At 65.6% G+C, this 25750-nt stretch carries 28 protein-coding genes and 1 pseudogene; 13 read left to right on the forward strand and 16 right to left on the reverse strand.

The window, feature by feature from the left end; all coding sequences use genetic code 11:
• Nucleotides 1–26: 26 nt before the first annotated feature.
• Nucleotides 27–680 carry an ABC transporter ATP-binding protein gene (locus AC2D9V_RS17075; protein WP_484715297.1) on the reverse strand — a complete coding sequence of 218 codons (654 nt, stop codon included), beginning with the start codon at nucleotides 678–680 and terminating at the stop codon, nucleotides 27–29.
• A 202-nt stretch (nucleotides 681–882) separates the two neighbouring features.
• On the opposite strand from AC2D9V_RS17075, the gene AC2D9V_RS17080 reads away from it, so the two are divergent.
• From AC2D9V_RS17080 to rpsI, 4 genes are all read left to right on the forward strand, one after another.
• Nucleotides 883–1467, forward strand: coding sequence for a uracil-DNA glycosylase family protein (locus tag AC2D9V_RS17080; protein ID WP_484715298.1), 585 nt, complete (start codon nucleotides 883–885; stop codon nucleotides 1465–1467).
• A gap of 4 nt (nucleotides 1468–1471) precedes the next feature.
• Complete coding sequence (locus AC2D9V_RS17085; RefSeq protein WP_484715381.1) at nucleotides 1472–2245, forward strand: SseB family protein; 774 nt, start codon at nucleotides 1472–1474, stop codon at nucleotides 2243–2245.
• 231 nt (nucleotides 2246–2476) lie between these two features.
• Nucleotides 2477–2941 (forward strand): 50S ribosomal protein L13, encoded by a 465-nt coding sequence (gene rplM, locus AC2D9V_RS17090; RefSeq protein WP_484715299.1) that lies wholly within the window; start codon nucleotides 2477–2479, stop codon nucleotides 2939–2941.
• 2 nt (nucleotides 2942–2943) lie between these two features.
• Nucleotides 2944–3426 (forward strand): 30S ribosomal protein S9, encoded by a 483-nt coding sequence (gene rpsI / locus AC2D9V_RS17095; protein ID WP_484715300.1) that lies wholly within the window; start codon nucleotides 2944–2946, stop codon nucleotides 3424–3426.
• Nucleotides 3427–3565: 139 nt separating this feature from the next.
• Here rpsI and AC2D9V_RS17100 read toward each other — a convergent pair whose 3' ends face one another.
• Nucleotides 3566–3769 carry a DUF1127 domain-containing protein gene (locus AC2D9V_RS17100; protein WP_484715301.1) on the reverse strand — a complete coding sequence of 68 codons (204 nt, stop codon included), beginning with the start codon at nucleotides 3767–3769 and terminating at the stop codon, nucleotides 3566–3568.
• 70 nt (nucleotides 3770–3839) lie between these two features.
• Between AC2D9V_RS17100 and AC2D9V_RS17105 the strand changes: the two genes are divergently transcribed.
• From AC2D9V_RS17105 to AC2D9V_RS17125, 5 genes are all read left to right on the forward strand, one after another.
• The gene (locus tag AC2D9V_RS17105) at nucleotides 3840–5264 is read left to right on the forward strand and encodes an aminotransferase-like domain-containing protein (RefSeq protein WP_484715302.1); all 1425 of its coding nucleotides are present in this window, start codon (nucleotides 3840–3842) and stop codon (nucleotides 5262–5264) included.
• Nucleotides 5265–5378: 114 nt separating this feature from the next.
• A complete protein-coding gene (locus tag AC2D9V_RS17110; RefSeq protein WP_484715303.1) occupies nucleotides 5379–5639 on the forward strand; it encodes a hypothetical protein in 261 nt (86 codons plus the stop codon).
• A 159-nt stretch (nucleotides 5640–5798) separates the two neighbouring features.
• On the forward strand, nucleotides 5799–6668 hold the full coding sequence (locus AC2D9V_RS17115) for an ABC transporter permease (RefSeq protein WP_484715304.1): 870 nt from the start codon (nucleotides 5799–5801) through the stop codon (nucleotides 6666–6668).
• Nucleotides 6665–7474, forward strand: a complete 810-nt coding sequence (locus tag AC2D9V_RS17120; RefSeq protein ID WP_484715305.1) for an ABC transporter permease — start codon at nucleotides 6665–6667, stop codon at nucleotides 7472–7474. Before AC2D9V_RS17115 ends, AC2D9V_RS17120 begins: the two co-directional genes overlap by 4 nt.
• A 23-nt stretch (nucleotides 7475–7497) precedes the next feature.
• Nucleotides 7498–8571: an ABC transporter ATP-binding protein gene (locus AC2D9V_RS17125; RefSeq protein WP_484715382.1), complete on the forward strand. Its 1074-nt coding sequence runs from the start codon at nucleotides 7498–7500 to the stop codon at nucleotides 8569–8571.
• Between the two features lie 174 nt (nucleotides 8572–8745).
• Here the strand turns inward: AC2D9V_RS17125 and AC2D9V_RS17130 are convergent, their stop codons facing one another.
• From AC2D9V_RS17130 to guaA, 8 genes are all read right to left on the reverse strand, one after another.
• Complete coding sequence (locus tag AC2D9V_RS17130) at nucleotides 8746–9360, reverse strand: TetR/AcrR family transcriptional regulator (protein WP_484715383.1); 615 nt, start codon at nucleotides 9358–9360, stop codon at nucleotides 8746–8748.
• Nucleotides 9360–10232, reverse strand: coding sequence for a polyphosphate kinase 2 (gene ppk2, locus AC2D9V_RS17135; RefSeq protein WP_484715306.1), 873 nt, complete (start codon nucleotides 10230–10232; stop codon nucleotides 9360–9362). The genes AC2D9V_RS17130 and ppk2 overlap by 1 nt, the downstream gene beginning before the upstream one ends.
• Nucleotides 10233–10275: 43 nt before the next feature.
• Complete coding sequence (locus AC2D9V_RS17140; protein WP_484715307.1) at nucleotides 10276–11193, reverse strand: alpha/beta fold hydrolase; 918 nt, start codon at nucleotides 11191–11193, stop codon at nucleotides 10276–10278.
• On the reverse strand, nucleotides 11183–12100 hold the full coding sequence (gene metA / locus AC2D9V_RS17145; protein WP_484715308.1) for a homoserine O-acetyltransferase MetA: 918 nt from the start codon (nucleotides 12098–12100) through the stop codon (nucleotides 11183–11185). The genes AC2D9V_RS17140 and metA overlap by 11 nt, the downstream gene beginning before the upstream one ends.
• A gap of 49 nt (nucleotides 12101–12149) precedes the next feature.
• Nucleotides 12150–13010, reverse strand: coding sequence for an ATPase (locus AC2D9V_RS17150; protein ID WP_484715309.1), 861 nt, complete (start codon nucleotides 13008–13010; stop codon nucleotides 12150–12152).
• A 102-nt stretch (nucleotides 13011–13112) separates the two neighbouring features.
• Complete coding sequence (locus tag AC2D9V_RS17155) at nucleotides 13113–14210, reverse strand: hypothetical protein (RefSeq protein ID WP_484715310.1); 1098 nt, start codon at nucleotides 14208–14210, stop codon at nucleotides 13113–13115.
• 81 nt (nucleotides 14211–14291) lie between these two features.
• The gene (locus AC2D9V_RS17160) at nucleotides 14292–15185 is read right to left on the reverse strand and encodes a DMT family transporter (RefSeq protein WP_484715311.1); all 894 of its coding nucleotides are present in this window, start codon (nucleotides 15183–15185) and stop codon (nucleotides 14292–14294) included.
• A 45-nt stretch (nucleotides 15186–15230) separates the two neighbouring features.
• Complete coding sequence (gene guaA / locus AC2D9V_RS17165) at nucleotides 15231–16802, reverse strand: glutamine-hydrolyzing GMP synthase (RefSeq protein WP_484715312.1); 1572 nt, start codon at nucleotides 16800–16802, stop codon at nucleotides 15231–15233.
• Between the two features lie 220 nt (nucleotides 16803–17022).
• On the opposite strand from guaA, the gene AC2D9V_RS17170 reads away from it, so the two are divergent.
• Together AC2D9V_RS17170 and AC2D9V_RS17175 are read left to right on the forward strand one after the other, a co-directional pair.
• The gene (locus AC2D9V_RS17170; protein ID WP_484715313.1) at nucleotides 17023–18564 is read left to right on the forward strand and encodes a trimethylamine methyltransferase family protein; all 1542 of its coding nucleotides are present in this window, start codon (nucleotides 17023–17025) and stop codon (nucleotides 18562–18564) included.
• An 88-nt stretch (nucleotides 18565–18652) separates the two neighbouring features.
• On the forward strand, nucleotides 18653–19585 hold the full coding sequence (locus tag AC2D9V_RS17175) for an arginase family protein (RefSeq protein ID WP_484715314.1): 933 nt from the start codon (nucleotides 18653–18655) through the stop codon (nucleotides 19583–19585).
• Between the two features lie 3 nt (nucleotides 19586–19588).
• Here the strand turns inward: AC2D9V_RS17175 and AC2D9V_RS17180 are convergent, their stop codons facing one another.
• The gene (locus tag AC2D9V_RS17180; protein WP_484715315.1) at nucleotides 19589–19873 is read right to left on the reverse strand and encodes a DUF6477 family protein; all 285 of its coding nucleotides are present in this window, start codon (nucleotides 19871–19873) and stop codon (nucleotides 19589–19591) included.
• Nucleotides 19874–20098: 225 nt separating this feature from the next.
• Between AC2D9V_RS17180 and AC2D9V_RS17185 the strand changes: the two are divergent.
• Nucleotides 20099–21214, forward strand: a pseudogene (locus AC2D9V_RS17185) (DUF6456 domain-containing protein).
• 3 nt (nucleotides 21215–21217) lie between these two features.
• On the opposite strand, the gene AC2D9V_RS17190 reads toward AC2D9V_RS17185, so the two are convergent.
• On the reverse strand, nucleotides 21218–21787 hold the full coding sequence (locus AC2D9V_RS17190; protein WP_484715316.1) for a hypothetical protein: 570 nt from the start codon (nucleotides 21785–21787) through the stop codon (nucleotides 21218–21220).
• A 104-nt stretch (nucleotides 21788–21891) separates the two neighbouring features.
• Complete coding sequence (gene aqpZ, locus AC2D9V_RS17195) at nucleotides 21892–22593, reverse strand: aquaporin Z (protein WP_484715317.1); 702 nt, start codon at nucleotides 22591–22593, stop codon at nucleotides 21892–21894.
• Between the two features lie 163 nt (nucleotides 22594–22756).
• Between aqpZ and lipA the strand changes: the two genes are divergently transcribed.
• A complete protein-coding gene (lipA, locus tag AC2D9V_RS17200; RefSeq protein WP_484715318.1) occupies nucleotides 22757–23701 on the forward strand; it encodes a lipoyl synthase in 945 nt (314 codons plus the stop codon).
• 321 nt (nucleotides 23702–24022) lie between these two features.
• On the opposite strand, the gene AC2D9V_RS17205 is transcribed toward lipA, so the two are convergent.
• Genes AC2D9V_RS17205 through hpt form a run of 3 tightly spaced genes read right to left on the reverse strand, consistent with a single transcriptional unit; the run spans nucleotide 24023 to nucleotide 25714 of the window.
• On the reverse strand, nucleotides 24023–24910 hold the full coding sequence (locus AC2D9V_RS17205; RefSeq protein ID WP_484715319.1) for a c-type cytochrome: 888 nt from the start codon (nucleotides 24908–24910) through the stop codon (nucleotides 24023–24025).
• Between the two features lie 58 nt (nucleotides 24911–24968).
• Nucleotides 24969–25145, reverse strand: a complete 177-nt coding sequence (locus AC2D9V_RS17210) for a hypothetical protein (protein WP_484715320.1) — start codon at nucleotides 25143–25145, stop codon at nucleotides 24969–24971.
• The gene (gene hpt / locus AC2D9V_RS17215) at nucleotides 25142–25714 is read right to left on the reverse strand and encodes a hypoxanthine phosphoribosyltransferase (RefSeq protein WP_484715321.1); all 573 of its coding nucleotides are present in this window, start codon (nucleotides 25712–25714) and stop codon (nucleotides 25142–25144) included. The genes AC2D9V_RS17210 and hpt overlap by 4 nt, the downstream gene beginning before the upstream one ends.
• Nucleotides 25715–25750 lie beyond the last annotated feature (36 nt).

A 25750-nucleotide genomic window follows, 5' to 3' on the forward strand; every position in this document is an offset into this window, starting at 1 on the left:
CCCGGCGCAGGAAGAAGCGCGCGGCCTTAGGTCGTGTAGTCATAAAGACGTCTCGCTTCTTCAAGGGTGTCGAACATGTAAAGCCTGCCGTTCTTCAGAACCGCCGCCGAGTGACAGAACTTCTGCAGGGTTTCCGGCGAATGCGACACGATCACCACCGTCGCGTTCTGAAGCCGTTCCTTCAGCAGGCTCCCGGCCTTGCGGTTGAACTCGACATCCGAATTGGCCGGCATGCCTTCGTCGATCAGGTAGATGTCGAACTCGATCGACAGAAGAAGCGAGAAGGAAAAGCGCGACTTCATGCCCGAGGAATAGGTCGCCAGCGGCATGTCGAAGTACTCGCCCAGGCCGCAGACCCAGCGGCAGAAGCTTTCCACATAGTCCGGATCAAGCCCGTAAAGCCGGGCGATATAGCGGCTGTTCTCCTTGGCCGAATGCTTGTTGTTCACCCCGCCCATGAAGCCAAGCGGAAAGGACACGCGCGAGGTCTTGCGGATCACGCCTTCGTCGGGCTTTTCCAGCCCCGCCATCATGTTGATGATCGTGGTCTTGCCGGCCCCGTTCGGCGCGAGGATCCCCAGCGAGTTCCCACGCTCGATCCGGAACGAGGCGCGGTCAAGGATGACCTTGCGCTGGGTCCCGGTCCAGAACGATTTGGACACCTCCTGAAACTCGATCATTCACGCCTCTGCCCGGCCGCGCCATGCGCCGCTGATCCCGGTCTAGGTCTACAGCGTTAACATCCGGTTTGTGGCCACAAAAGGGCTTTGCTCCGGCAGGACGGGGCAAGACCCACGGTCTCACGCGGTCGTGTCGCGCGTGCCACGGGCGCGGCGGTCCGGAGCCTTGTGGCCGCGGGGCGTAGGCGGCAGACTTCCGGGCATGACGCTGGTAAAGGATATCCGGGGCTGCCGGCTTTGTGCCGCGCGCTTCGCCGCAACCGCGACGGCGCACGAACCGCGTCCGGTGGTCTGGTTCCGCCCCGGCGCACGGGTCCTGATCGCGGGGCAGGCGCCCGGCGCGCGGGTGCATGCCAGCGGCCGGCCCTTCACCGACCGCTCGGGTGAGCGTCTGCGCGACTGGATGGGGGTGACCGAGGCCACGTTCTATGACCTCTCGCGCATCGCGATCGTGCCGATGGCCTTTTGCTTTCCGGGCTATGATGCCAAGGGTGCCGACCTGCCGCCGCCGCCTCTCTGCGCCGCGACCTGGCGGGCCCAGGTGATGGAAGCGGTTGGCCCGGTGGCACTGACGCTTCTGGTCGGTGGTGCCGCGATCCGCTGGCACCTCGGCCAGCGCGATGTCACGCGGGCCGTCGCGGACTGGCGTGCTTCGGCCGCACGGGGCGTCTTTCCCTTGCCGCATCCCTCGTGGCGGAATACGGGGTGGCTGACACGCAATCCCTGGTTCGCGGCCGAGCTTCTGCCCGTGCTGCGGTCCAGTCTGGAACAGGTGCTGAATGGCTGACCTCGTGACCTTCCTCGACGCCGCCCACGCCGCGGTATCGGCCGACCCGGAGAACGAGGCGCTGCGCCTGCGCTTCTTCGAGCGGCTGGCCGATGGCGAGATGGTGCTGCTTCTGGAACGCGAGGCGGATGGCGAACGGCTGGAGCCCAAGGTTTTCGAGCTTGAGGATGGGCCGGTTGTCCTGGTCTTTGACCGCGAAGAGCGGCTGGCGAGCTTCACCGGCGGGATCGCGCCCTATGCCGCCCTGCCGGGCCGGGTGATCGCGGGCCTTCTGAAAGGGCAGGGGATCGGCCTTGGGGTGAACCTTGGCGTCGCACCCTCGTCGATGCTGCTGCCACCCGAGGCGATGGACTGGCTGGCCGAGACGCTGGACGAAGCCCCGGAGGAGGTCGAGGCCGCGCCGGAGGAGTTCCTGCCGCCCGCCGTGCCCGAGGCGGTGGTCGCCGCGCTCGATGCCAAGCTGGCCCGGGCGGGTGGGCTGGCGGCAGCGGCCATCCTTGCTGGGGTCGTCTACCGCGACGGACGCCGGGGCCACGTGCTGGCGATCCTCGATGCGGCCGACGGGGCAGAGGGGCCGCTGGCCCGGGCGATGGGCGAGGCGCTGGTCTTTTCAGGCGTGGAAGCCGGTGAGTTGGACGTGGTCTTCCTGGCCGCAGCCTCGCCGGCGGCAGCGGCGATGGCCCGGGTCGGCCTGCGCTTTGATCTTCCGGCACCGGAACGGCCCGCGGAACCGGCCCCGCCGGGACTGGACCCGTCGCGTCCGCCCAGATTGCGATAGGGCGCGTCCTTGGCCGACGGCAGAGCGGGGGTTTCACACCCCCGCACCCCCGTGGGATATTTGTGCAGAAAGGATGAGCGATTTGGGGTATTATAATACCGCATCCGTAAGCCGATGATTTTGCTTGAGTAAATCTTTTGATCGGCGCTTGACGCTGTGCCGGGCTTCGGCGATAAGCCCGCATCCGAGATTCCGGGGGCAGAGGTGCCCCCTTATTCGTTGGGAACCACGATGAAAACCTTCACCGCTACTCCGGCGGACATCGAGAAGAAGTGGATCCTGATCGACGCCGAAGGCGTCGTTCTGGGCCGCCTCGCCACGATCGTCGCCAACATCCTGCGCGGCAAGAACAAGCCGACCTTCACCCCCCATATGGACATGGGTGACAATGTCATCGTCATCAACGCCGACAAGGTGCAGATGACCGGCAAGAAGCGCGACGACAAGGTCTACTACTGGCACACCGGGCATCCGGGCGGGATCAAGAGCCGCACCGCGCGGCAGGTGCTGGAAGGCGCCCACCCCGAGCGTGTGGTGGTCAAGGCCGTCGAGCGCATGATCACCCGCAACCGTCTTGGCCGTCAGCAGATGACCAACCTCCGCGTCTACGCCGGTGCGACCCATCCGCACGAGGCGCAGCAGCCGACCGTTCTGGACGTCAAGGTCCTGAACCCGAAGAACACCCGGAGCGCGTGATCATGGCCGATATCAAATCTCTCGATGACCTGAAGTCGGCTGTCGGCTCTGCCCCCGCCGCCGTGGAAGCCGCCCCGCGGGTTCCGGTCCGTGACAAGCTGGGCCGCTCCTATGCCACCGGCAAGCGCAAGGACGCGGTCGCCCGCGTCTGGGTCAAGCCCGGTTCGGGCAAGGTCGTGGTCAACGGCAAGGAAATGGCGGTCTACTTCGCCCGTCCCGTGCTGCAGATGATCCTGAAGCAGCCGTTCCAGGTAGCGAACGTGGAAGGCCAGTTCGATGTCTACGCCACCGTCGCCGGTGGTGGCCTCTCGGGCCAGGCCGGTGCGGTCAAGCACGGCATCTCGAAGGCGCTTCAGCTTTACGAACCCACGCTGCGCCCGGCGCTGAAGGCCGCAGGCTTCCTGACCCGCGACAGCCGTGTCGTCGAACGGAAGAAGTACGGCAAGCCGAAGGCCCGCCGCAGCTTCCAGTTCTCGAAGCGCTAATCCCTTGCGTAGGATGCGCTACAGCGCACCGCTCTCAAAGAAAGGCCCGCCCATCCGGCGGGCCTTTTGCTTTGCCGGCATGAAAAAAGGGCCGGAAGGTTCCGGCCCAGTCAGGGGTAGGATGGGGCAGGGGACCGGGTCAGGCCTGCCAGAAGGGCTTGGCCGCCTCGGTCCGGGCATCTTCGGGCGTGAGGCCGATGTCGCGCAGGAGATGGTCATCCAGGCGCGCGAGCAGCATGCGGTCACGACGGCGGGTCAGGGCTTGCGAAAGGACAAGGGTCAGGCGCGCCACCAGGCTGGTGCGCGGGGAAAGGGGAAGGGTCTTGATCTCGCTGCGGGTCATCGCAGCCTCCTTTGATTTGTATTGATACAATAGCGTCTTTCGCGTAGAAACAATGTAGCAATACCGCGGAATGAGTCGCCAGAGGATTATTGTGACTGATACAAGTTGGGCGCCTGATCTGAGTCAATTTCCCGGACCGAAGTATCTCGCGCTCTCGCGTGCCCTGCGCGACGCGATCCGGAGCGGGGGGCTGCCGCCCAATTCGCAGCTTCCGACCGTGCGCGACCTTGCCTGGCGACTGCACCTGACGCCGGGAACGGTGGCCCGGGCCTATCAGATGGCGACGCAGGAGGGGCTGTTGCAGGCGACGGTCGGGCGCGGCACCTTTGTGGCGGCACAATCGCCGCGTCTCGGGCCCACGCAGCCATTGTATACCGAACGCCCCAACGCCAGGGCCTCGGGCCTGACCGACCTGCGTCCGCCGCAGGTGCCGGAGGTTGGCCAGACGGCTGCCTTCCGCACCGCCCTTCTGGCCATGGCGGCGGGCACCGACCAGGGCTGGCTCGACTATACCAGCCAGCAGGGCGAGGCCGCCTTGCGGGCCGAGATCGCCCAGTGGATGGGCGACCGCATCCTGGGGCCAATCGGGCCCGAGGACGTGGCCCTTACCCATGGCGGGCAGAACGCGATCGGCCTGATCTTCGATTGCTGCCTGCGCGGCGAACGCCCCGTCGTCCTGATCGAGGAACTGGCCTATCCCGGCTTCCGCTACGCCGCCCGCGCCGCCCGGGCCGAGGTCGTCCCGGTCGAGATCGACGAACACGGGATCGTCCCCGCCGCACTCGAGGCCGCCTGCCGCCGCCACGGGGCGCAGGTCCTGTGCCTCACGACCGAGGCGCAGAACCCCACCACGGGCCGGATGCCGGTCAAGCGGCGGCAGGAGATCGCCGCCATCGCCCGCGCCTATGACCTGCAGGTCCTGGAGGACGACTGTTACTCGGTCGCCGAAAGCGACATCCCCAGCTTGCGCGCCCTGGCGCCGGAGCGGGTCTGGCTGGTCGGCTCGGTCTCGAAGACGATCTCGGCCGCCCTGCGCTTTGGCTATGTGATCTGCCCCGCCGGGATGGGCGAGGCGGGCCGCCTGACCGCCCAGCACGGCTTCTTCGCCCTTTCCCGCCCGGTCGCCGACCTCATGCTGCACCTCTTTCGGACCGGGGCCGCCCACGAGATCCGCACCCGCGTCCAGGCCGAGTTTGCCGAGCGGCTGCAGATCCTCGTCAACCATCTCGGCGCCTTCGATCTCGCCTGGCAGCCGGGCGTCCCCTTCGTCTGGCTGCGGCTGCCGATGGGCTGGCGCGCCTCGACCTTCGTGCGGATGGCCGAGGCGAAGGGGGTGCTGGTGCGGTCGGCCGACGAATACGCCCTCGTCACGGGGCGTGCGCCGAATGCCGTCCGAATCGCGATCTCTGGCCAGATTCCGCGCGCCGAATTCGAAGGCGCGATGACCACGCTTGCCGCCCTTCTGGCCCGCCCGCCCTCGGACCTCTCGGTCTGACGGACTGTTGCAGTTTCGCAGCGATCACGAGGATTTGCCCCGCGGCCCGATTGACCGGACCGGCTTACCTAACGGAAGAATCAGGGCAGAGCAGATAAGAACGAGAGCCCGAAAATGGGACTGCAATCCACCTTCCACGCGCCCCACGGGGGCGCGGACTTCCTTGGCTGGCGCAAGACCCGCCACGGTGCCACCGAAATTGTCTATGACGACGGCGTCGCCCGCCGGATGGTCTGGCGTGTCGCCACCGAGGACCCGTCCGAGGCCCGGATCAGCGATGCCCTGCGCGTGGCCGTCGGCTCGATCCGAGTAGTTCCAACGCTTTATGATGAGCTCAAGAAACGGGCGATCGCCATCGAGCGCGTCGCGGGCTGACCTTCCGGCCCGTTCCGTTGCGGCCAGCCCGGCGTGCCGGGGTTGATTTCCGCTGCCGTTAATGCCCCTCTTGCCTTGGTGTGATCGGTCGGGATAGATTTGATCAAATCATGGGACGCGACCCGCGCGGCATCAAGCGCGGGCGACTGAGGGGGAGACATGGCCGCAACGCCGATTTCCGAGGCCAGGGTGGGCCTGAAGCTCATCAGCCCGACCGCCATCTATGTCGTCCTGCTGCTTGCCATCCCGCTTGCGACCGTCCTGATCTATTCGGTCATGACCGGCGGGCGCGGCACGGTCGGTCTGCCCTTCACGCTGGAGAACTACGCCGAGGTACTCTTTCACCCCAAGGGCGCCTATCTTTTCATCATGCTGAAGTCGCTGATGGTGGCGCTTTGCGTGACCTTCATCACCGTGCTTCTGGCCTATCCGGTCGCCTATTACATCAGCTTCCACGTCAAGCCTGACCGGAAAAGCCTGTGGCTCTTCCTGATCACCATCCCGTTCTGGACCAGCTACATCATCCGCGTCAGCCTCTGGTTCGTCATACTCGGCTTCGGAGGAATCATCGATTCCTCGCTGACCGCCATCGGGCTGTCGCCGGTGAACATCGCCAGCTACTCGATCCTGTCGATCATCATCGTTCTTGCCCATGCCTATGCGCCTTTCGCGGTGCTGCCGATCTTCGTCAGCCTGGAAAAGGTCGACCGCAGCCTCCTCGAGGCCGGGCAGGATCTCGGTGAATCGCGCTGGTCCACCTTCCTGCGGGTCACGCTGCCCCTGTCGATGCCGGGCGTCATCGCGGCGGTGCTCATCGTCTTCATCCCCACGGTGGGCGACTACGTGACGCCCGAACTCGTGGGTGACGGCAAGGAACCGATGATCGCCAACCTGATCGAGACCCAGCTTCTGAAGCTTCGGAACTTCGCCCAAGGCTCGGCCTTCGCGGTGGCCTCGATGCTGATGGTGGGCCTTGTCAGCCTTGCCTTCGTGCTCTGGAACCGCCGCTTCATCGGAGGCCAGAAATGAAGAAGGCGCCGATCCTCAAAAGCTTCACGCTCTTTTACTTCCTCTTCCTCTACGGGCCGATCCTGCTTCTGCCGATCTTTGCCTTCAACGACAGCCGGGTCGTCGCCTTCCCGCTCCAGGGCTTCACGCTGGAATGGTTCCGCGAGATGTTCGCCGACAGGAACCTGGCTGAGGCCGCCAAGAACAGCCTGATCATCGCGCTTTCGGTGGCAACCCTGTCGACGATCCTAGGGATCTTCGCCGCGCGCGCCTCGGTCCGTTACCGGTTCCCCGGCAAGGCCCCGATCATGGGCATGATCATGCTGCCGCTGGTCCTGCCCGAGATGATCGTCGCCATGGCGCTGCTGGTCGTGCTTCTGTCCATCGGCGTGCCGCTTTCGCTCTTCACCGTCATCATCGGCCAGACGCTGATCTGCACGCCCTTTGCCGTGGCGATCTTGACCTCGGCCTTCCAGTCGCTTGACCGGTCGCTGGAAGAGGCGGCGATGGACCTTGGCGAAACCCAGCTTTCGACCTTCCGCCTGATCGTGCTGCCCTTGGTGATGCCCGGGATCATGGCGAGCTTCCTGATCTGCTTCACCATCTCGTTCGACGAATTCATCATCGCGAACTTCCTTGGCTCGGGCCAGCCGATCCTCTCGGTCTATATCTTCGGCCAGTTCCGCTTCCCGGCCAAGGTGCCGTCGATGCTGGCGCTCGGCACGCTTCTCGTCCTCATGTCCATCATCCTGCTTGGCATCGCCGAGTATTTCCGCCGCCGTGGCATCGCCAAGGCCGGTGGCCAAGCTTCCGGAGGCTTCCTGTGACCTTTTCCGACGACCGCCCGACCATGATCGAGTTCAAGGACGTCCATAAGTATTATGGCGACTATCATGCGCTCAGGGGCATCAACGGCACGATCAAGGCGGGTGAGTTCTTCTCTCTTCTCGGGCCCTCGGGCTGCGGCAAGACCACGCTTCTGCGCACCATCGCAGGGTTCGAGGATATCTCCTCGGGCGTGATCATGATCGACGGCAAGGACATGGCCTCTGTCGCCGCGAACACCCGTCCGACGAACATGGTGTTCCAGTCCTACGCCATCTTCCCGCATATGAGCGTCGAGGAAAACGTGGGCTTCGGCCTTCGGAAAGACCCCCGCTCGAACGACGAGAAGGCGAAAGCCGTGGCCGAGGCGCTGGAGATGGTGGGCCTCAAGGGCTTCGGCAAGCGCGCCGCCCATGCGCTGTCGGGTGGCCAGCGGCAGCGGGTGGCGCTGGCGCGGGCGCTGATTCTGAAGCCCAAGGTGCTTCTCCTCGACGAACCCCTCTCGGCGCTCGACAAGAAGATGCGCGAGCATATGCAGGTCGAACTCATCAAGCTGCAGCGCCAGGTCGGGATCACCTTCATCCTCGTGACCCACGACCAGGAAGAGGCCCTGGTCATGTCTGACCGGATCGCCGTGATGTTCGAAGGCGAGATTGCCCAGCTGGCCGACCCCGAAACGCTCTATCGCCGCCCGGCGACCAAGAAGGTTGCGGACTTCATCGGCACGATGAACTTCATCCCCGCCGAGATCGTCTCCGAGGCTGGCAACAGCGTCGAGATCGACGCCAAGGGCCTTGGCCGCGTGACACTGGACGCAAGCCAGGCGCCCGCCAAGACCGGCGACAGCCCGGTCGTGGGCCTGCGCCCGGAAACGCTCACGCTGCTTTACGATGACCAGAAGGCCCCTGAACGCGAAACCGACGGCGTGATCGACGAAGTGATCTACTTCGGCGACATGACCTATTACGACGTCTATCTGGGCGGCACGGATGTCGAGGTGCGGCTGTCGATGCGCAACGTCCCGGGCCGCCCGGTGCTGGACGTCGGCACCAAGGTCCGCGTGGCATGGAGCCCCTCGGCGCTGGTCCTTTTCCGCTGACCCCTCCTCGTGCGACTTCGTCTGCTCGTCGAACGCGCCAAGCGAGGAGAGACGAAGTCAACGACGAGCGGGCCACCTGGGGCCGTGGCCAGACGTTAACAAAGCCCTAACGTCCACGCGCAATTCATTGAAATTGCTAGATTTCCCGAAATTGACCACTGTGGTCACCCGTGGTCACCTGTCCGGCGACAGAAGCCCCAGCCCGCGAAGGTAGATCCCGATCGCGGTCTCCAGAAGGTCCTCGGCAGGCCAGGGCTGCGGCCCGCCGTTCCCGCGGACGAAGAGTTCCACCACCCCGTGACTCGCCGCCCAGACATGGGCCGAGACCATGCTGGCGGGCGGCCGCCGCGCCTCGGGCAGGCCGCGGACCAGCCCTTCCGCCGCCCGGTCCATCGTCGCCCGCGCCTTGCCCGCGACCTGGGCAAGGTCGGCATGCTGGCCGGGCTGAAGGCCGCTTTCGAACATCGCCTGGTAATGGCCGGGATACTTCCGGGCAAAGGCCAGGTAGGCCCGCCCCGTCGCCTCGAAGGCCGCAAGCGGGGTGGGCCGGCCGTCATCGTAGGCGTATTCCAGAAGGGCGGCAAAGATGTCGAACCCCTGCCGCGCGACCTCGGCCAGAAGATCGTCCCGCCCCGCGAAGTGCCGGTAGACGGCCGCCGGGGTCACATCCGCCGCCTTGGCCGCCTCGGACAAGGTGAACCCCTGCGGCCCCTTCTCGGCGATCAGCTCCAGGGCCGCCTCGACCAGCGCCTGCCTCAGGTTGCCGTGGTGGTATCCCCGTTTCAAGATCAGTCCTTCGGCCTGAGCTTCGGCCCGCCGCAGATCTTGCCGTCGACCTTTCCGATCGCAGCCGCGTCCTTGCCCTTGTATTCGACCGCGTTCAGGATCATCTGGATCACCGCGATCCGGGCGCGCTTCTTGTCGTCCGACAGGATCACCGTCCAGGGCGCGGGCTTGCCGTGGGTCCGCTCCATCGTCTCGTCGATCGCCTCGCAATAGGCGTCCCATTTCGCCAGTCCGTCGACGTCGATCTTCGACAACTTCCACTGCTTCAGCAGGTCCCCCTCCCGGGCAAGGAACCGGCGGAGCTGCTCGGCGCGGCCGACCTCCAGCCAGATCTTCAGGAAGATGATCCCCTCATCCGCGATCATCTGTTCGAATTCAGGAAGCTGGCGGAAGAACCTTTCGCGGTCCTCGGGGGTGCAGAAGCCGAAGACATGCTCGATCATCGCGCGGTTGTACCAGCTGCGGTCGTAAAGCGCGATTTCGCCCTTTGCCGGGAACCAGTCGACGTAGCGCTGGAAGTACCATTGCTGGCTTTCCCTCTCCGACGGTTTCGGCAGGGCCACGACATAGGCCTGGCGGGGGTTCATGTTCTCGGTCACCGCCTTGATCGCGCCGCCCTTGCCGGCGGCATCGCGGCCCTCGAAGACCACGATCAGACGCTGGCCGGAGTTCCGCAGGTCGGCCTGCATGCGGGCAAGCTCGATCTGAAGACGCTCCATATGGGCGTCGTAGTCCTTGCCCTTCATCTCCTCGCGGTAGGGGTAGGTTGCGGTCAGGATGTCATCCTTTCCGCCCTTCTCGATCGCCTTGCGCACGGCGGCGGGGGCTTCTTCGTTGAAATAGCGGCTGATCGCGCCGTCGAAGGGCAGGGTCATGTGAATCCTCCTGACATTCCCGCCAGTATGGCGATTGCCGGCCTCAGCGCAATGCGGCGCGGTCGATGGCGGCAATGACCGTGTCGGGGTGGCTGTGGTGCGGCATGTGGCCGGCGCCGTCGATGACGGTCAGGGTCACGTTGGGCAGAAGCTGCGACAGGGGGCGGGAGTGGATGTCGAGCGGCACGATGGTGTCCGCGCTACCGTGGACCAGTTCGACTGGCACGGTCAGGCTGGGATAGCGCGGTTCCATCGTCACCAGCTCGGCCCGCAAGGCATTGACCTGCGCCGTGTTCGCCCGAAGCGCCGCGCGCCGGGTGATGAGCGGCGTGCCAAGCCAGTCGTCGTAGCCCGCGGGCACCGGGTCGGGCGCGAAGACGCCGTTGATCGCCGCGCGGACATAGCTGTCCGGCACAAAGGCCGACGCAAGCGGGATCGCAAGATGGCGGCCGGGCCATGTGGCGGTCAGCCGGTACCAAGGGTCGAGCGTGCCGGGCCAGGGCAGCGCGGGTGAGCCGACCAGCACCAGCGCGCGGGGGCCACCTTCCAGCGCCCAGGCCAGCGCCACCGACCCGCCGTAGCTTTGGCCCAGCACCACGGGATCGGCGACGCCAAGTTGCGCAAGGCCCGCCGCGATGTGCCGGGCCTGGGCGCGGAGCGAGGGCTGATCCAGCGGGTCGGAATGGCCAAGACCGGGGCGGTCCACCACGATGACGCGGTACCGGTCGGTCAGCCGGTCACGCAGGGAGAAGGTGAGGTCGCGCAAAGACCCGGAGGCGCCGTGGATCATCACGAGGTCGGGGCCGGTTCCCGCCACCTCGACATGAAGGCGCCTGCCATCAACCATAAGGACCTGTCCGGTCGGGGGATGGGCCGCTTCGGCCGCCGTCTCGCGCGCCGAGGCCCGCCAGTGGGTCACACCGGCAAGGCCAAGGGTCGCGATGAGAAGGCTAGTGGCCAATCTGGTCAAGGTCATATGGCGTGGACTGGTAAATCTCGTTGATCCAGTTGCCATATAGAAGGTGGGCGTGGCTTCTCCACCGGTTCAGGGGCGGCATCGCCGGGTTGTCATCTGGGTAGTAGTTCAAAGGCACGTTGATCGGCGTGCCTGCCGCAACATCCCGGTCATATTCCTGCTTCAGCGTGTCGCTGTCATATTCGAAGTGGTTGAAGATGTAGAGCGCACGGTGCGCCGCATCCTCGACCAGGCAGGGGCCGACCTCATCCGAGCCGAGCAGCGTCTGAAGTCCCGGTGCCGCGTCGATCTCGGCCTGCTTCATCTCGGTCCAGCGGCTGACGGGGATGACGAAATCATCCGAAAAGCCGCGCAGATAGGGTGAAGTGGGGCAGAGATTGCGGTGCCGGAAGCAGCCGAAGGCCTTGGCCGGCAGCATGTGTTTCTTCACGCCGTGGAAATGGTTGATCATCGCCATCCCGCCCCAGCAGACACCGAAGGTCGACTGGACGTTATCTTGCGTCCAGTCCATCACCTCGCAAAGCTCGTCCCAGTAGGTGACCTCCTCGAACGGCAGGTGTTCGATCGGGGCGCCGGTGATGATGAGACCGTCGAACTTCTCGCCCTTCACCTCCTGGAAGGGGCGGTAGAAGGTCGCCATGTGCTCGGCGGCGGTGTTCTTCGTCTGGTGTTCCGACATGCGGATGAGGTGCAAGTCGATCTGCAGGGGTGTCGCGCCGATCAGCCGGGCGAACTGGTTTTCTGTCTGGATCTTCTTCGGCATCAGGTTCAGAAGCCCGATCTTCAACGGCCGGATGTCCTGCCGCGCCGCCCGTTCGGGCGACATGACCATGACGCCTTCGTTCCGCAGAACGTTGAAGGCGGGCAGGGTCTCGGGCAGGGTGATGGGCATCTGATGCTTCCTTTCAGAGCGGCGGATGTAGGGGGGAATGCGGGCGGGATCAACCGGCGCGGTCTATGGCTGCTGCGATCATCGCGTCGAAGTCGGTCGGGCTGCGGACCATGGCAACTTCTTCGGCGGTGACCGTCACCCCCTGCCGGGCCATGGCGGCATAGCGCGGCTGGCGGTGGGCGAGTGCCCGGGCATAGGTCCAGCGGACGAAAGCATCCGGATCGCAGGTTTCTTCGGTCACCGAATGGGTTGCGCGGTATTCTTCCCACATCGCGTGAAGAAAGGCCGGCTGGTAGTACATCGGTTTCGGCGCGCGGTCGAAGCGGCGGACAAGCTCGGCCGTATGCGCCTCGGACCCCTTGATCCAGACGAGGAGGAGCGTTTCGCGCAGTTGCGCCATCACCGGATCGGCGGGGTCTTCGGGGCTCACCACTTCGCAGATCGAGCCGGAGGTGTCGCAGACGAAGTTCGGGTAGCCATAGATCGCCTCGGCCCGGTCGATGAAGCGGGCGGTGTCGAGCATGGCCGAGACCTCGGCGGCGCGGTGCTGTTCCTGCCTGACCATGTATTCGGCGAAGGGAAGGCCGCCCTTCGCCGGGTTCCCGGGCTTGCCGAGGTAGGTCGAGAGCGGGGCGAGGTTGTTGAAGGTGATGTTCGACGCGATGTAGACCGAGTCGGTCATCAGAAGCTCGCGCAGGAGCGGAACCTTCATCGCCTCGCGCTTGAAGTTGTCGGCGATGAATTCGTTCATGTAGCGCGTGCCGATGCGGTAATCGACCGAGTAGTGGAACCAGGACCCCTGGTCGCGCAGCATGTTGGCAAGATGCGTCTTGCCAAGGCCCGACATGCCGAAGAGGAGCACCCGCTTTTTCGGCGCAGCAAGGTAGTCGCGGGCGGTGCGGTAGATCATCGGGGGGCTCCTGTCCCGCCCCTGTTAGCGCCGGGGCCCCGGATTCACAACGAAAAACCCCGCCCGGAAGGGGCGGGGTTCCTGGGCCAGACGCCGGATGGATCAGAACGAATAGCCGATCCGGAAGCCGACGCCGATCCCGTCGTTGTTGGTGAAGCGGGCGCTCAGCGGCGGGTTCGTCGTCGCATCGCCGATGTCGACATAGCGGATGCCTGCGGTGATCTTGACGGCGTCCATCGTGTAGGTGCCGGCAAGGCCGATGCTGGTGGCACCATCGGTCGGGCCGAGGTTGCCGGTCAGCTCGCCATCCGAAGCCTCATAGCCGACGGTGATCGCCCCGGACCATTGTTCGTTGAAGCGCCGGCCGATGCCGAGGTTGTAGGTCACGCGGTCCTTGGCATAGCTGACCAGCGGGCCGAGGGCAGCAGGGTAAAGCACCGGGTCGATGACGAATTCGCTCCAGTCCACCCAGCGGATCGAGCCGAACAGGAGCGTATCGGTGGCGACCCCGGTCTGGAATTCCAGGTTCACCGACTGCGGCACCTCGGTTTCGAAGGTGCTGGCCAGCGAGGCCGGCCCCAGCGTTTCGAACGAGTCGAGCGTGTGGGTGATCGCCGAGTTGTAGGTCAGTGCCACGCGCGCGGCGATTTCCGGCTTCTCCCAGGCGAAGCCGACGACATAGCCAAGCTCGCTGTCGTGGTTGGTGCTGAGCGTATAGCCAAGCGGCGCGCCGACGAGCGGAATGGACACGTCACCCTTCACGGTTTGGTAACGGAGACCGCCATAGACCGAGACGTTGTTCTCGAACTTGTAGCGCAGAAGGGCAGTGAGGGCCCAGGACTGCAGGTCCGCGGTGGTTTCGGCCAGGGGATAGTTCCCGGGCACACCGAAGGTGCCGGGATAGAAGACGTCGGCCCCGATCGGCTCGTCCAGGATGATGGCCAGCGCCATCCGGTCGTTCAGGTCCTGTTTGTAGCCAAGACCCCAGTTGTTGTAGCTCGGCGCCATGTCGCCGGACTGGAGCAGGCCGCCCGCGACCGAACCCGAAACGTCCGGGCTGAAGTGGCCGAAGTTGAGTTCGGCATAGCGGCCCTGTTCGAACAGGATCGCCACGGATTGTGTGGAGCGCTCGACCCCGCCGGCCTGCGCCGTGGTTGCGGCGGCAGCCATTGCTGCGGCCGTGCTGATGATGCGTTTCATTGTCCTCATCCCCGAATGAAGGAATTTCCCTGCATGCAAGGCTATGGGCGCACGAAAAACCGGTCAATCAATGACGCCGCGTCACGGTTTTGTGACGGTCACCACCTGTGGCCCGGACACCCCAGCGCGCAGGTTGACCCAGATCCCGAGGAAGATCAGGCCTGCGCCAAGGAACAGCGTGATTTCAACGGGTTCGCCGTAGAAGGCGGCCCCGATGGCGGCGATGATCGGCAGTCTGGCGAAATCGACCGGCACGACGCTTGACGCGGGGGCAAGCGAAAGGGCTGACGTAAGGCAAAGGTGCGCCGAGACGCCGGCGATGCCGATCAGGACCAGCCAGGGAAGGGTGGCAAGGCTGGGCGGCGTGATCGTGCCGTCGGCCAGAACGGCCGCAAAACCGAATCCCGCCTGCATCAGCGTCAGCCAGAAAAGGATCGAGACGATGGCCTCGTTCCGGGTCAGGGCCTTGGTCATCAGGGTCGTCGTCGCGAAGAAGAAGGCGGCACCAATGGCGGCGAGGACGCCCGGGTCGATGGCGGTGAAATCGGGTTGCGCCACGATCCAGACGCCGCTGAAGCCAAGCGCACAGGCCAAAAGCTTGCGGCCGGTCAGACGCTCGCCCAAAACAAGCGGCGACAGGAGGATGACCCAGATCGGCGAGGTGAACTCCAGCGCGAAGACCTGGGCGAGGGGGATCATGGTGATCGCCCAGAACCAGAGCGACTGGCCGGTGAAGTGGAAGATGTTGCGGATGACATGCCCGCCGAGCCGCTTGGTGCTGATCCGCCCAAGCTGGCCCAGGACCGCCGCCCCGATCAGGACAAGGCAGAAGCCGACGACCGAACGGTAGGCGAGGATCTCGAACGTGTCATGCGCGCCCCTGATCTCGCGCGTCGCCACCGCCATCGCGGTGAACGAGGCGATGGCCCCGGTCATCCAGAGCGCGGCGGCAATCGGGCGGTTGGGCTGGGTCATGCCGCCGACCCTTGCGGGGTGGGCGGCAAATGTCCAGAGCGGGGATCACTCCAGCTCGATCGTGCCCGGCGGTTTCGAAGTGCAGTCGTAGAAGACGCGGTTGACACCCTTGACTTCGTTGATGATCCGCGTCGCGGTCTCGCCGAGGAAGTCGTGGGTGAAGGGGTAGTAGTCGGCGGTCATTCCGTCCACGCTGGTGACCGCACGCAGGGCGAGCGCATAGTCATAGGTCCGCCCGTCGCCCATCACGCCCACGGTGCGCATCGGCAGGATCGCGGCGAAGGCCTGCCAGATCTCGTCGTAAAGGCCGTGCCTGCGGATCTGATCGATGTAGACCGCATCGGCCCGGCGCAGGATGTCGAGCTTTTCGGCCGTGATCTCGCCCGGGCAACGGATGGCCAGGCCGGGGCCGGGGAAGGGGTGGCGGCCGATGAAGGCGGGGGGCAGGCCAAGTTCGCGGCCAAGCGCGCGCACCTCGTCCTTGAAAAGCTCGCGCAGGGGTTCGACGAGCTTCAGCCCCATCTTTTCCGGCAGGCCGCCGACGTTGTGGTGGCTCTTGATCGTGACCGAGGGGCCGCCCGAGAAGCTGACGCTTTCGATCACGTCGGGGTAGAGCGTGCCTTGCGCAAGGAAGGTTGCCCCGCCAACCTCGTTCGCGTGCTTCTGGAAGACGTCGATGAAAAGACGGCCGATGGTCTTGCGCTTGACCTCGGGGTCGCTGACGCCTTCAAGCGCGCCGAGGAAAAGCTCGCTTTCGTCGGCGTGGATCAGCGGGATGTTGTAGGTATCCCGGAACATGGTGACGACCTGGTCGGCCTCGCCCAGTCGCAGAAGCCCGTGGTCGACGAAGACGCAGGTCAGCTGGTCGCCGATCGCCTGGTGGATCAGCACGGCGGCGACCGAGGAATCGACGCCCCCGGACAACCCGCAGATGACCTTCTGGTCGCCGACCTGGGCCCGGATCTTGGCGATCGCCTCCTCGCGGTAGGCGTCCATGGTCCAGTCGCCCTTGAAGCCGGCAAGACGCACGAAGTTTTCGTAGAGCTTGCCGCCTTTCGGGGTGTGGTGCACCTCGGGGTGGAACTGGACTGCGTAGAAGTGACGCGCTGGGTCGGCGGTGATGGCGAAGGGGGCGTTGGGCGAGGTGCCAAGGACCTGGAAACCCGGAGCCAGTCTTGAAACATGGTCGCCGTGGCTCATCCAAACCTGCTCGCGCCCGCCGTGGCCATCATCGGTGTCGAACCAGCCTGCGAGGATCGGGTGGGTCGTGGCCGTGGGTGTCACGTAAGCACGGCCGAACTCCGCCGTGCCGTGGCCGCCTTCGACATGCCCGCCAAGGCAGTGCATCATCACCTGCTGGCCGTAGCAGATGCCGAGGATCGGCACGCCAAGGTCGAAGACACCCTTCGGCGGCATCGGCGCGTCCTGCCAATAGACGCTGGCCGGACCGCCCGAGAAGATCACCGCCTTCGGCGCGAAGGCCGCAAGGAAGGCCTCGTCCACGCGGTTGTAGGGGTGGATCTCGCAGTAGACGTTCAACTCGCGCAGGCGGCGCGCGATCAGTTGCGTCACCTGGGAACCGAAGTCGATGATGAGAAGGCGGTCGTGCTGGGTCATGCGCCCGCGTAGCGCGAGGTTTGGAGTGGCGCAAGGGGTGCAGGCGTCGGACCGGGAGTTTCACACCCCCGGGCCCCCGTGGGATGCTTCCGCAGAAAAGAAGAGCAGGTCGTTTTCCGGATCGGCGCGTGTCGTTTTTGGTTGGCAGGCGACGGAAACGAGGGGCGGGCGGTCAGCGTTTGGCGGCATAAGGGCGGCAAACCGGATCGGAGGCCGCGAGATGAACGAATTGGCAGGACGCAGGGCGCGCAGCGGGGGCGGGGCCAGCCGCCGGGCAGAGCGGACGGCGGTCAGCTTCGAAAGCGCCCGCTTCATCCAGCGCAACATCCCGAATTTCGAGATCCTGAACGAAGAGGCGCTTCAGATCATCGAATGGAACGCCGAGATGGTGCTGGAAGAGATCGGCGTGAATTTTGTCGAGAACCCCGGCGCGCTGGACCTGTGGCGCGCGGCGGGGGCGGATGTGAAGGGCGAGCGGGTGCATATTCCGCGCGGCCTCGCGCGGAAACTGTGTGCCACCGCGCCGTCTTCTTTCACGCAACACGCCCGGAACCCGGAACGGAACGTCGAGGTCGGCGGCAAGAACCTTGTCCTCGCGCCGGTCTACGGCCCCCCGTTCGTGCGCGATGCCGCGGGCGGGCGGCGCTATGCGACGCTGCATGATTTCCAGAACTTTGTGAAGCTCGGCTACATGTCGAAATGGCTGCACCACTCGGGCGGCACGGTGTGTGAGCCGACTGATATCCCGGTGAACAAGCGCCATCTCGATATGCTGCTTGCGCACATGACCCTCAGCGACAAGCCCTACATGGGGTCGGTCACCGAACCCACGCGCGCCGCCGATTCCGTGGCGATGTCGAAGATCCTGTTCGGGGATGACTTCGTCGACCAGAACACGGTGATGACCTCCCTCATCAACATCAACTCGCCCCTGACCTTCGATGGCATCATGATGGGCGCGCTCGAGGTTTATGCCCGTGCGAACCAGGCCGCGATCATCAGCCCCTTCATCGTCGGCGGGGCAATGGCCCCGGTCACGGTCGCGGGCACGCTGACGCAGGTCCTGGCCGAGGTGCTGGCGGGTGTCGCTTATTCCCAGCTCGTCCGCCCCGGCGCGCCGGTGATCTTCGGCGCCTTCGTGACCTCGATCGACATGAACTCGGGCGCGCCGACCTTCGGGACGCCGGAAGCCGCGCATATCACCTATGGCGCGGGGCAGCTTGCCCGGAGGATGAACCTGCCCTACCGGTCGGGTGGGTCGTTCTGCGGCTCCAAGCTCCCTGATGCGCAGGCGGCCTACGAGACGGCGAACAGCCTGAACATGGCGCTGCTGGCGGGCGTGAACTTCATGCTGCACGCCTGCGGCTGGCTGGAGGGGGGGCTTGTCAGCTCTTACGAGAAGTTCGTGATGGACGCCGACCAGCTCGGTACGCTCCACCATCTTGCCCAGGGCATCATGATGGATACGAACGGCCAGGCGATGGATGCGATCCGCGAGGTTGGTCCCGGCGGGCATTACCTCGGCTGCTCGCACACCCAGGCGAACTTCAAGTCGGCCTTCTGGCGGTCGGACCTTCTGGACTACAAGCCCTTCGAGACCTGGGCCGAGGAAGGCAGCCGCGACACGCAGGCCCTGGCGACCGAGCGGGTGGCAAAGCAGCTGGCCGACTACCAGCCGCCGGCGCTGGACGAAGGGGTGCGCGAGGCGCTGGAGGCTTTCGTCGCCAACCGCAAGGCCGAAATGCCGGACGCGTTCATCTGAGGCTTGACGGACGGAAACGGGCGGACCTACGCTGGCATCAGCGTCGATCCGTCCGCCTGAACGATGGTCCCCATGATCCGGAGGTGCCATGTTCTCGCCCCCCAAGCGCAGCTTTCTTGACCAGCCCGTCGTCGGGATCGACGGCCTGCGTGCCGGTGATGCCGTCATCTTCGGGGCTGGCCATGGCACGCCCTATCCGCCGAAGGGTGAGGTCGGTTACACCCTTGGCACCGCAAGCTCCGACGCGCCCGAGGCGGTTCGGGCGGCGGTGAACCAATCTTCGACCGACATCACGCATTACGACTTCGACCTTGGTGGTTCGCTCCTGCCGCCAGGCGCGCGGCTGGTCGATCTTGGTGATCTGGCCGGGGCTGAGGATGGCGCCGGGAACCGCGCCCGCATCGAGAACGCGACCCGCGGCATCCTGTCGGCCGGGGCATTCCCGGTCATGATCGGCGGGGACGATTCCGTTCCGGTTCCCTTCCTGCGCGCTTTTGCCGATATCGGTCCTGTCGATGTCCTGCAGATCGACGCCCATATCGACTGGCGCGACAGTTTGGGCGGGGTGCGGGACGGCTATTCCTCGACCATGCGGCGGGCGTCGGAACTGCCCTTTGTGCGATCGATCACCCAGGTCGGGATGCGCGGCGTCGGCTCGGCCCGGCCCGAGGAGGTCGAGGCCGCGCTCGCCTGGGGCGCCAGGCTGATCACCGTGCGCGAGGCGCGGGCGACAGGGATGGCGGCACTGGCACAGTCGCTGCCCGAGGGCGGGCGGCTGGTGATACAGGTCGATGCCGATGCCTTTGATCCGTCCGTCTGCCCGGCGGTGAACGCGCCGACCCCCGGCGGCTTCCGGTTCGAGGAGGTGGCGGACCTGATTGCCGCTGCGATCCGCCGCAAGGGTCTGGCCGGGTTCTCGGTCGTGGAACTCGTGCCCGGCCAGGACCCGCTTGGTCTTTCGGCCAATGTCGTCGGGCGGCTGATCTGCAATGCGATCGGCTTCGCCCTGCGCGCGCGCTGACCGCTAGACCAACCCGCCCCGGCGCAGCATCCGCACCTCGGCCAGAAGGGCGATCAGCACGTCGATATGGCGGGCCGCGGAATAGCTGGCATCTCCTGCAAGCCGGGTCGCCTCCAGCGCTTCCTCGACCGACAGCAGCCGCGGCACCGTCTCTTCCGGTGAGGCGGCACCGTCGACCAACCGCTTCAGGTCACGCTCGCGCCGGTAATCGCCAAGGCCGAACCTTGCCGCATGCATCAGAAGCCGCGGGCGGCGCAGGTTGGCAAGCATCATCCGAAAATCCGACATGGTGACCCTCCGTTACTGGACCGGGGCCACTATCGGATGAAACAACCTGGCGTTGCGTTCGCTACGCCGCAGCGTGCGGAGGTTACCGAAAGGTTTAGGAAATCCCGTCAATTGTTAAGGCAGGCCGAAAGCTTAACGAACAGGTAACCAATTCCACCCAAGGTTGCATCAGTCCAAGGCTGGACTCAGCACACCCTTGGTGTGGACTAGTACGGGACGAATGAATTGTCAGACCTGACTGCCGCCATCTTGCCCGCCTGGCTTCCCTCGGCGGTGCGCCTGTACCTTGATCATGTCGAAGAAGGGACCTCGTTTCGGGCCATCGCCCGACGCGAGGGCCTGCATGCCTCGACGATCCTGCGGCAGGTGCGCCGGTTCGAGGTCCGCCGTGAGGACCCGCTGATGGACGAGGCTCTGGCTGCGCTCTCCCACTATTCCCACCGCGCCCCTGATGACCCAGCCCGATAGGATCAGCCCATGTCTGCCCAGCTCCGTTCCGGCCTTGTGCCCGATCTGACCGATGAAGCCGTCCTGACGCGTGAGGGGCGCTGGGTTCTGCGCCGGCTGGTGGAACCCGGTGCCCTGATGGCCATCGCCCCCGACATGGAAAAGGCCGTCATCCTGCGCGAGCTTCCCGACGGCCGCTCGCTGCGGACGGCGGTCATCGACCGCGCCGTGGCGCAGGCCTGCATCCTGAAGGACTGGATCGCCTGCCGGAAGGCGGGGCGGGTCTCGACCCACGAAATCACCGGGGCAGGGCGTGCGGCGCTGAAGCGGATGACGGGTGAGGATGACCGCCGCCGTCAGGGCCTGGGCGAGGCTGCCGCGCCCTTTGCCGACCAGCATCGCCATTGGGACGAGCGCGAGGTCGTAGAGGACGGAGGATCGCAGCGCGTCCGCTACAATGTGGCGGAAAGCCCGGTGGCGCTGCTTGGCCGCAGGCTGGATCGCGACGGCAAGTCCTTCCTGCAGCCGGAAGTGGTCGATGCCGCCGAACGGCTGCGCGAGGATTTCGAACTGGCGCAGATGGGGCCGCGCGTGGCCCAGAACTGGGACCGTTTCCTGACGGCGGGCGACCGGGGCGGCTTTCAGCCCAACAGCGGCCTGGCCGAGGGGCCGGGCCGCGCCCGCGCCCGGGTGGCCGCGGCGCTGCGCGACCTTGGCCCCGGTCTTGGCGATTTCGCCTTGCGCTGCTGCTGCTTTCTGGAAGGGCTGGAAGTTGCCGAAAAGCGGCTGGGTTGGGCGGCCCGGTCTGGCAAGATCGTGCTGCGCATCGCGCTGATGCGTCTGCGCCGGCACTATGACGAGACCTACGGCCCGTCAGGCCCGTTGATCGGTTGAAGTTCAGGCCTGGAGTCCGCGCAGGACCAGAAGAACCGACATCGCCGCCAGCGCGACCGAAGCCAGCCGCCGCAATAGGAAAAGAAGTGGTGGCTGGCCCGGGGACCCCCGCCGCACCATCGCGCCGAACCCGGCCCAAAGAAGCGCCGCCCCGACCACAAGACCGGCAAAAAGGATCAGGTTCCCGGCAAGGTGGTTGGGGGAAGGCAACAGGACCAGTCCGAAGATCAGCGCCTTGGGATTGAGCGCCGTGGTGACGAAAAGCGTGCGCGCCCCGACCGTTGCCGCCGTCGCAATATCCGGCAGACGCCAAAGCCGCAGTGCCAGCACCGCCACCCAAAGTGCCGCTGCCAGTGTGACCGCCGCGTGCAGTCCCGGCCAGGCTTCCAGCACGGAGTCCCCGACCAGGGCCAACGGGACGACGGTGATCAGATATCCGGCAAGCTCGACCGGGATCAACCGGCCTGCGCCCCAAAGCCCTCGCTCGGCCCCGGCCAGAAGCATCAGCGAATTTGTCGGCCCCGGCGTCAGGAGAAGGGCAAGGATCGCCAGGGAAAGCTCGGGTGTGGTCATGGTCAGGCCGTCGTGTCCTTCGGTTCGCCCGCTTCATCGCACGAACCGGGGGCGGCTCCCTTGACCCTGATCAAGGTCAAGGGAACCGCAGGCGGTCTTTTGCCTCAGTCCGCGCGGGTCAGACCAGCGGCATGCACGATCCCGGCGATCGCGCCGCCAAGCAGGGGGGCGACGATGAAGAGCCAGAGCTGCGAGAGGGCAGTCCCACCCGCGAAAAGCGCCGGTCCGATCGACCGCGCCGGGTTGACCGACACGCCCGTGACGTTGATCCCAACAAGGTGGATCGCGGTCAGCGTCAGGCCGATGGCAAGCCCCGCCATCGCCGCCGGGGCGGCCTTGTCGGTGGCCCCCAGAATCACGGTCACGAAGATGAAGGTCATCACCAGTTCGAATGTGAAGGCCGCGACCAGCGAGTATTCACCCAGGTATCCCGGACCCCAGCCATTGGCGCCCATGCTGCCCGACCAGCCGGCAGAGCCCGAGGCGATCAGGTAAAGGACTGCCGCCCCAAGGATGGCCCCGATGACCTGGGCAATCGCGTAACCGACGAAGGTGCCCGCGTCGATCCGGCCCGCCAATAGCATGCCCAGCGACACCGCCGGGTTGAGATGCGCCCCCGAGATGGCACCAAGGCCATAGGCGGCCGCAACGATCGCCAGGCCGAAGGCCAGCGAGATGCCGGTGTAGCCGATGCCAACCGGAAAACCGGCGGCCCCCGTAACCCCAGCGGCGATCACCGCAGCGCCGCAGCCGAAGAAGACAAGGATGAAGGTGCCGATCACTTCGGCGATAAGTTTCTTGGACATTCCGTTCCCTCTTACTGACCGGACCTGCGATGGGCTCCGGTTCATTGCCGTGTTGCAGCCCCTGCAAGGCAGTTGCCGTTGCGTCTTACGCCTGCACAGATTACACGGGACGCTGAAATCGCGAACGCTTTTCGTGCGATTGAAACGGTCTAAAGGTTTTCCGATGCGTGACCTGAAGCTTCCCGACGAACGCCACCCGGAAAAGGCGCATCGGCCGGACAACCTCCAGCCGAAGAAGCCCGCATGGATTCGGGTGAAGGCGCCGACATCGGACGGCTACAAGCGCACCCGCGACATCCTGCGCGAGAAGAAGCTCGTCACCGTCTGCGAAGAGGCCGGCTGCCCGAACGTCGGCGAATGCTGGAGCCAGGGTCACGCCACCATGATGATCATGGGCGAGATCTGCACGCGCGGCTGCACCTTCTGCAACGTGGCCACCGGCAAGCCACAGGCGCTCGACGCCTTCGAGCCGGGCCGCGTGGCCCATGCGGTGGCCGAGCTTGGGCTGAGCCATGTGGTTGTCACGTCCGTCGACCGCGATGACCTGGCCGATGGCGGGGCCGAGCATTTCGCCCAGACGATCCGCGCGATCCGGCACCGGCGCCCCGAAACGACGATTGAGGTGCTGATCCCGGATTTTCTGCGCTGCGGACCCGAGGCGCTGGAAACCGTTGTCGCTGCGCGTCCCGACGTGCTGAACCACAACCTTGAAACCGTCCCCGGCCTTTACCCCGAGGTCCGGCCGGGCGCCCGCTATTTCCACTCGCTGCGCCTCTTGCAGCGGGTGAAGGAGCTTGATCCGACGATGTTCACCAAGTCCGGCATCATGGTTGGTCTGGGCGAGGACCGTCAGGCGGTGGCGCAGGTGATGGATGACATGCGCTCGGCCGATGTCGATTTCCTGACCATCGGTCAGTATCTTCAGCCGACACCGAAACATCACGCGGTCGCTCGCTTCGTCACCCCCGAGGAGTTCAAGGCCTATGAGACCGCCGCCTGGGGCAAGGGGTTCCTCATGGTCTCGGCGACGCCACTGACACGCTCGTCCTACCATGCTGGCGACGATTTCGCCCGCATGCGCGCCGCGCGCCAGGCCGGCCGGGGCTGACCGCGAGTTTTCGCAGAAAACTCGTGCACTGATTTTCTGCGATAATCAGAAGAGCATCCGAACCGGGCCCGCATTGCCGATCACGATGTATTGCGTCTGGGTGAGAAGCAGGTGAAACCCCCGCTTCTGCACTTCCGCCACGAAGCGGTCATGCCCCACCTAGGTAGCCACCCAACCGATCGCGCGGCGGACGACACCGCCCTGTGCGGCATTTGCCGAGAAGACCAGGTCGATCCAGCCGTCAGGATCCGAGATGCGGGATTGCGAAAGCTTCATGCACGGCAATTTGTACCGCACAGGTAAACGCCCGGTTAATCGCGATTACTCCACGTCCGGCACGGCCAGCAGATACTCCGCCACCGCCTGCCGGTCGCTTTCCGGCAGCCGCGCCATGTTCTCGACCACATGGGCCATGTGCCCGCCCACGCTGTCGAATTCGGGCGTGAAGCCGGTCGTGAGGTACTGCACGATGTCCGGCGCGGTCCAGCCCAGCTTGGCCGGCGTGATGTTCGGAATCCGTCCCTGGCCGGACGGATTGGGCGCCCCGCCCAGCCAGCGGGCCGTGTCCATGCCGCCCAGGGCCGTCCGCGGCGTGTGGCACTCGCCGCAATGCGCCATCGCCTCGGCCACATAGCGCCCGCGTTCGGCGGTGGGCGTCAGGGATCCCGGGATCGCCCAGTCGTCGTTCAGATAAAGCAGTTTCCAGACCCCGATGGTCTGGCGCAGAGAAAACGGAAAGGCCAGTTCATGCGGCTGGCTTAACGTCGGGTCAGAGGGCAGGGTCTGGAGGAAGGCGTGAAGGTCCGCCACGTCCTGCAGCTGCATCTTGGCGTATGACGCATACGGCAGGGCGGGGTAGTAATGCTCGCCACCCGGGCTGACGCCCCGGGTCAGGGCATTGGCCAGATCAAGAAGGCTCCATCCCCCGATCCCCTGTTCCGGGTCCTGGCTGATGTTCGGGGCGATGAAAGTGCCGAAATCCGACGGGAACCGCTGCCCCCCAGTCAGCACCAGCTGCGCCTCGCCCTTCGCGCCCTCTGCCATGTGGCAGGACGCGCAACCCGAGGCCCAGAAGACAAGCTCGCCCTTCGTCGCATCGCCTGCAAGCCCGGCCACCGCTGCTTCAGAAAGCCCCGAGGGCCGCGCCAGAAACCAAAGTCCCATCGCCCCGATCAGGGCCAAGGCCACCAGCAACCGCAAGATCCGCATGAGCTATCCCTTCCCGCTTCGGTCCCGGCAGCCTACCGAAGGCGGTCGAGCTGTCCAGTCACGGGTTCGCGCTTATGCGGTTCACGGTCAGCCAGTCGGGCCAGCCGAACAGCCATTCGATCCCGACGATGACAAGGCAGATCGCGACCACGCCAAGGACAAGCTTGACTCGACCCTCCGACGGCGGGTTCCGCGCCCATCGCGACGCCCGCAGAAGCCAGCCCTGTATGTTCATGCGCCCGACCCCGTGAAGCGCACCTTGCCGATGTAGGGCAGGTTCCGGTTCCTCTGGGCAAAGTCGATTCCATAGCCCACGACGAATTCGTCCGGGATCTCGAACCCGGTCCAGTCGGCCTTGACCGGCACCTCCCGGCGCGAGGGCTTGTCCAGAAGCGCGCAGACCTTCAGCCGCGCAGGTTCCCGCGCCTTCAGAAGATGGATGACATGGTGCAAGGTGAACCCGGTATCGACGATATCCTCCACCACCAGCACGTCGCGCCCCGCGATCTCGCCGCGCAGGTCCTTCAGGATGCGGACCTCGCGGCTGGATTGCATGGCATCGCCATAGGATGACGCCTCCAGGAAATCGACTTCGACCGGCAGGTCGATCTCGCGCACGAGGTCGGCGATGAACACGAATGACCCGCGCAGAAGCCCCACGACCACCAGCTTGTCGGTGCCCTTGAAATGCCGGGTGATCTCGCGCGCCAGGGCCTCGACCCGGGCGGCAATCGCCTTGGCGCTGATCATCTGGTCGATCACGTAAGGCGGCGCTGGGGCTTTCTCGACGGGGCGTTCAGGCATCCGCAGGTCCTTGGTCTGGCATGGGGCGCCTGTCTG

This window comes from Tabrizicola sp. T46 (genome assembly GCF_057219895.1).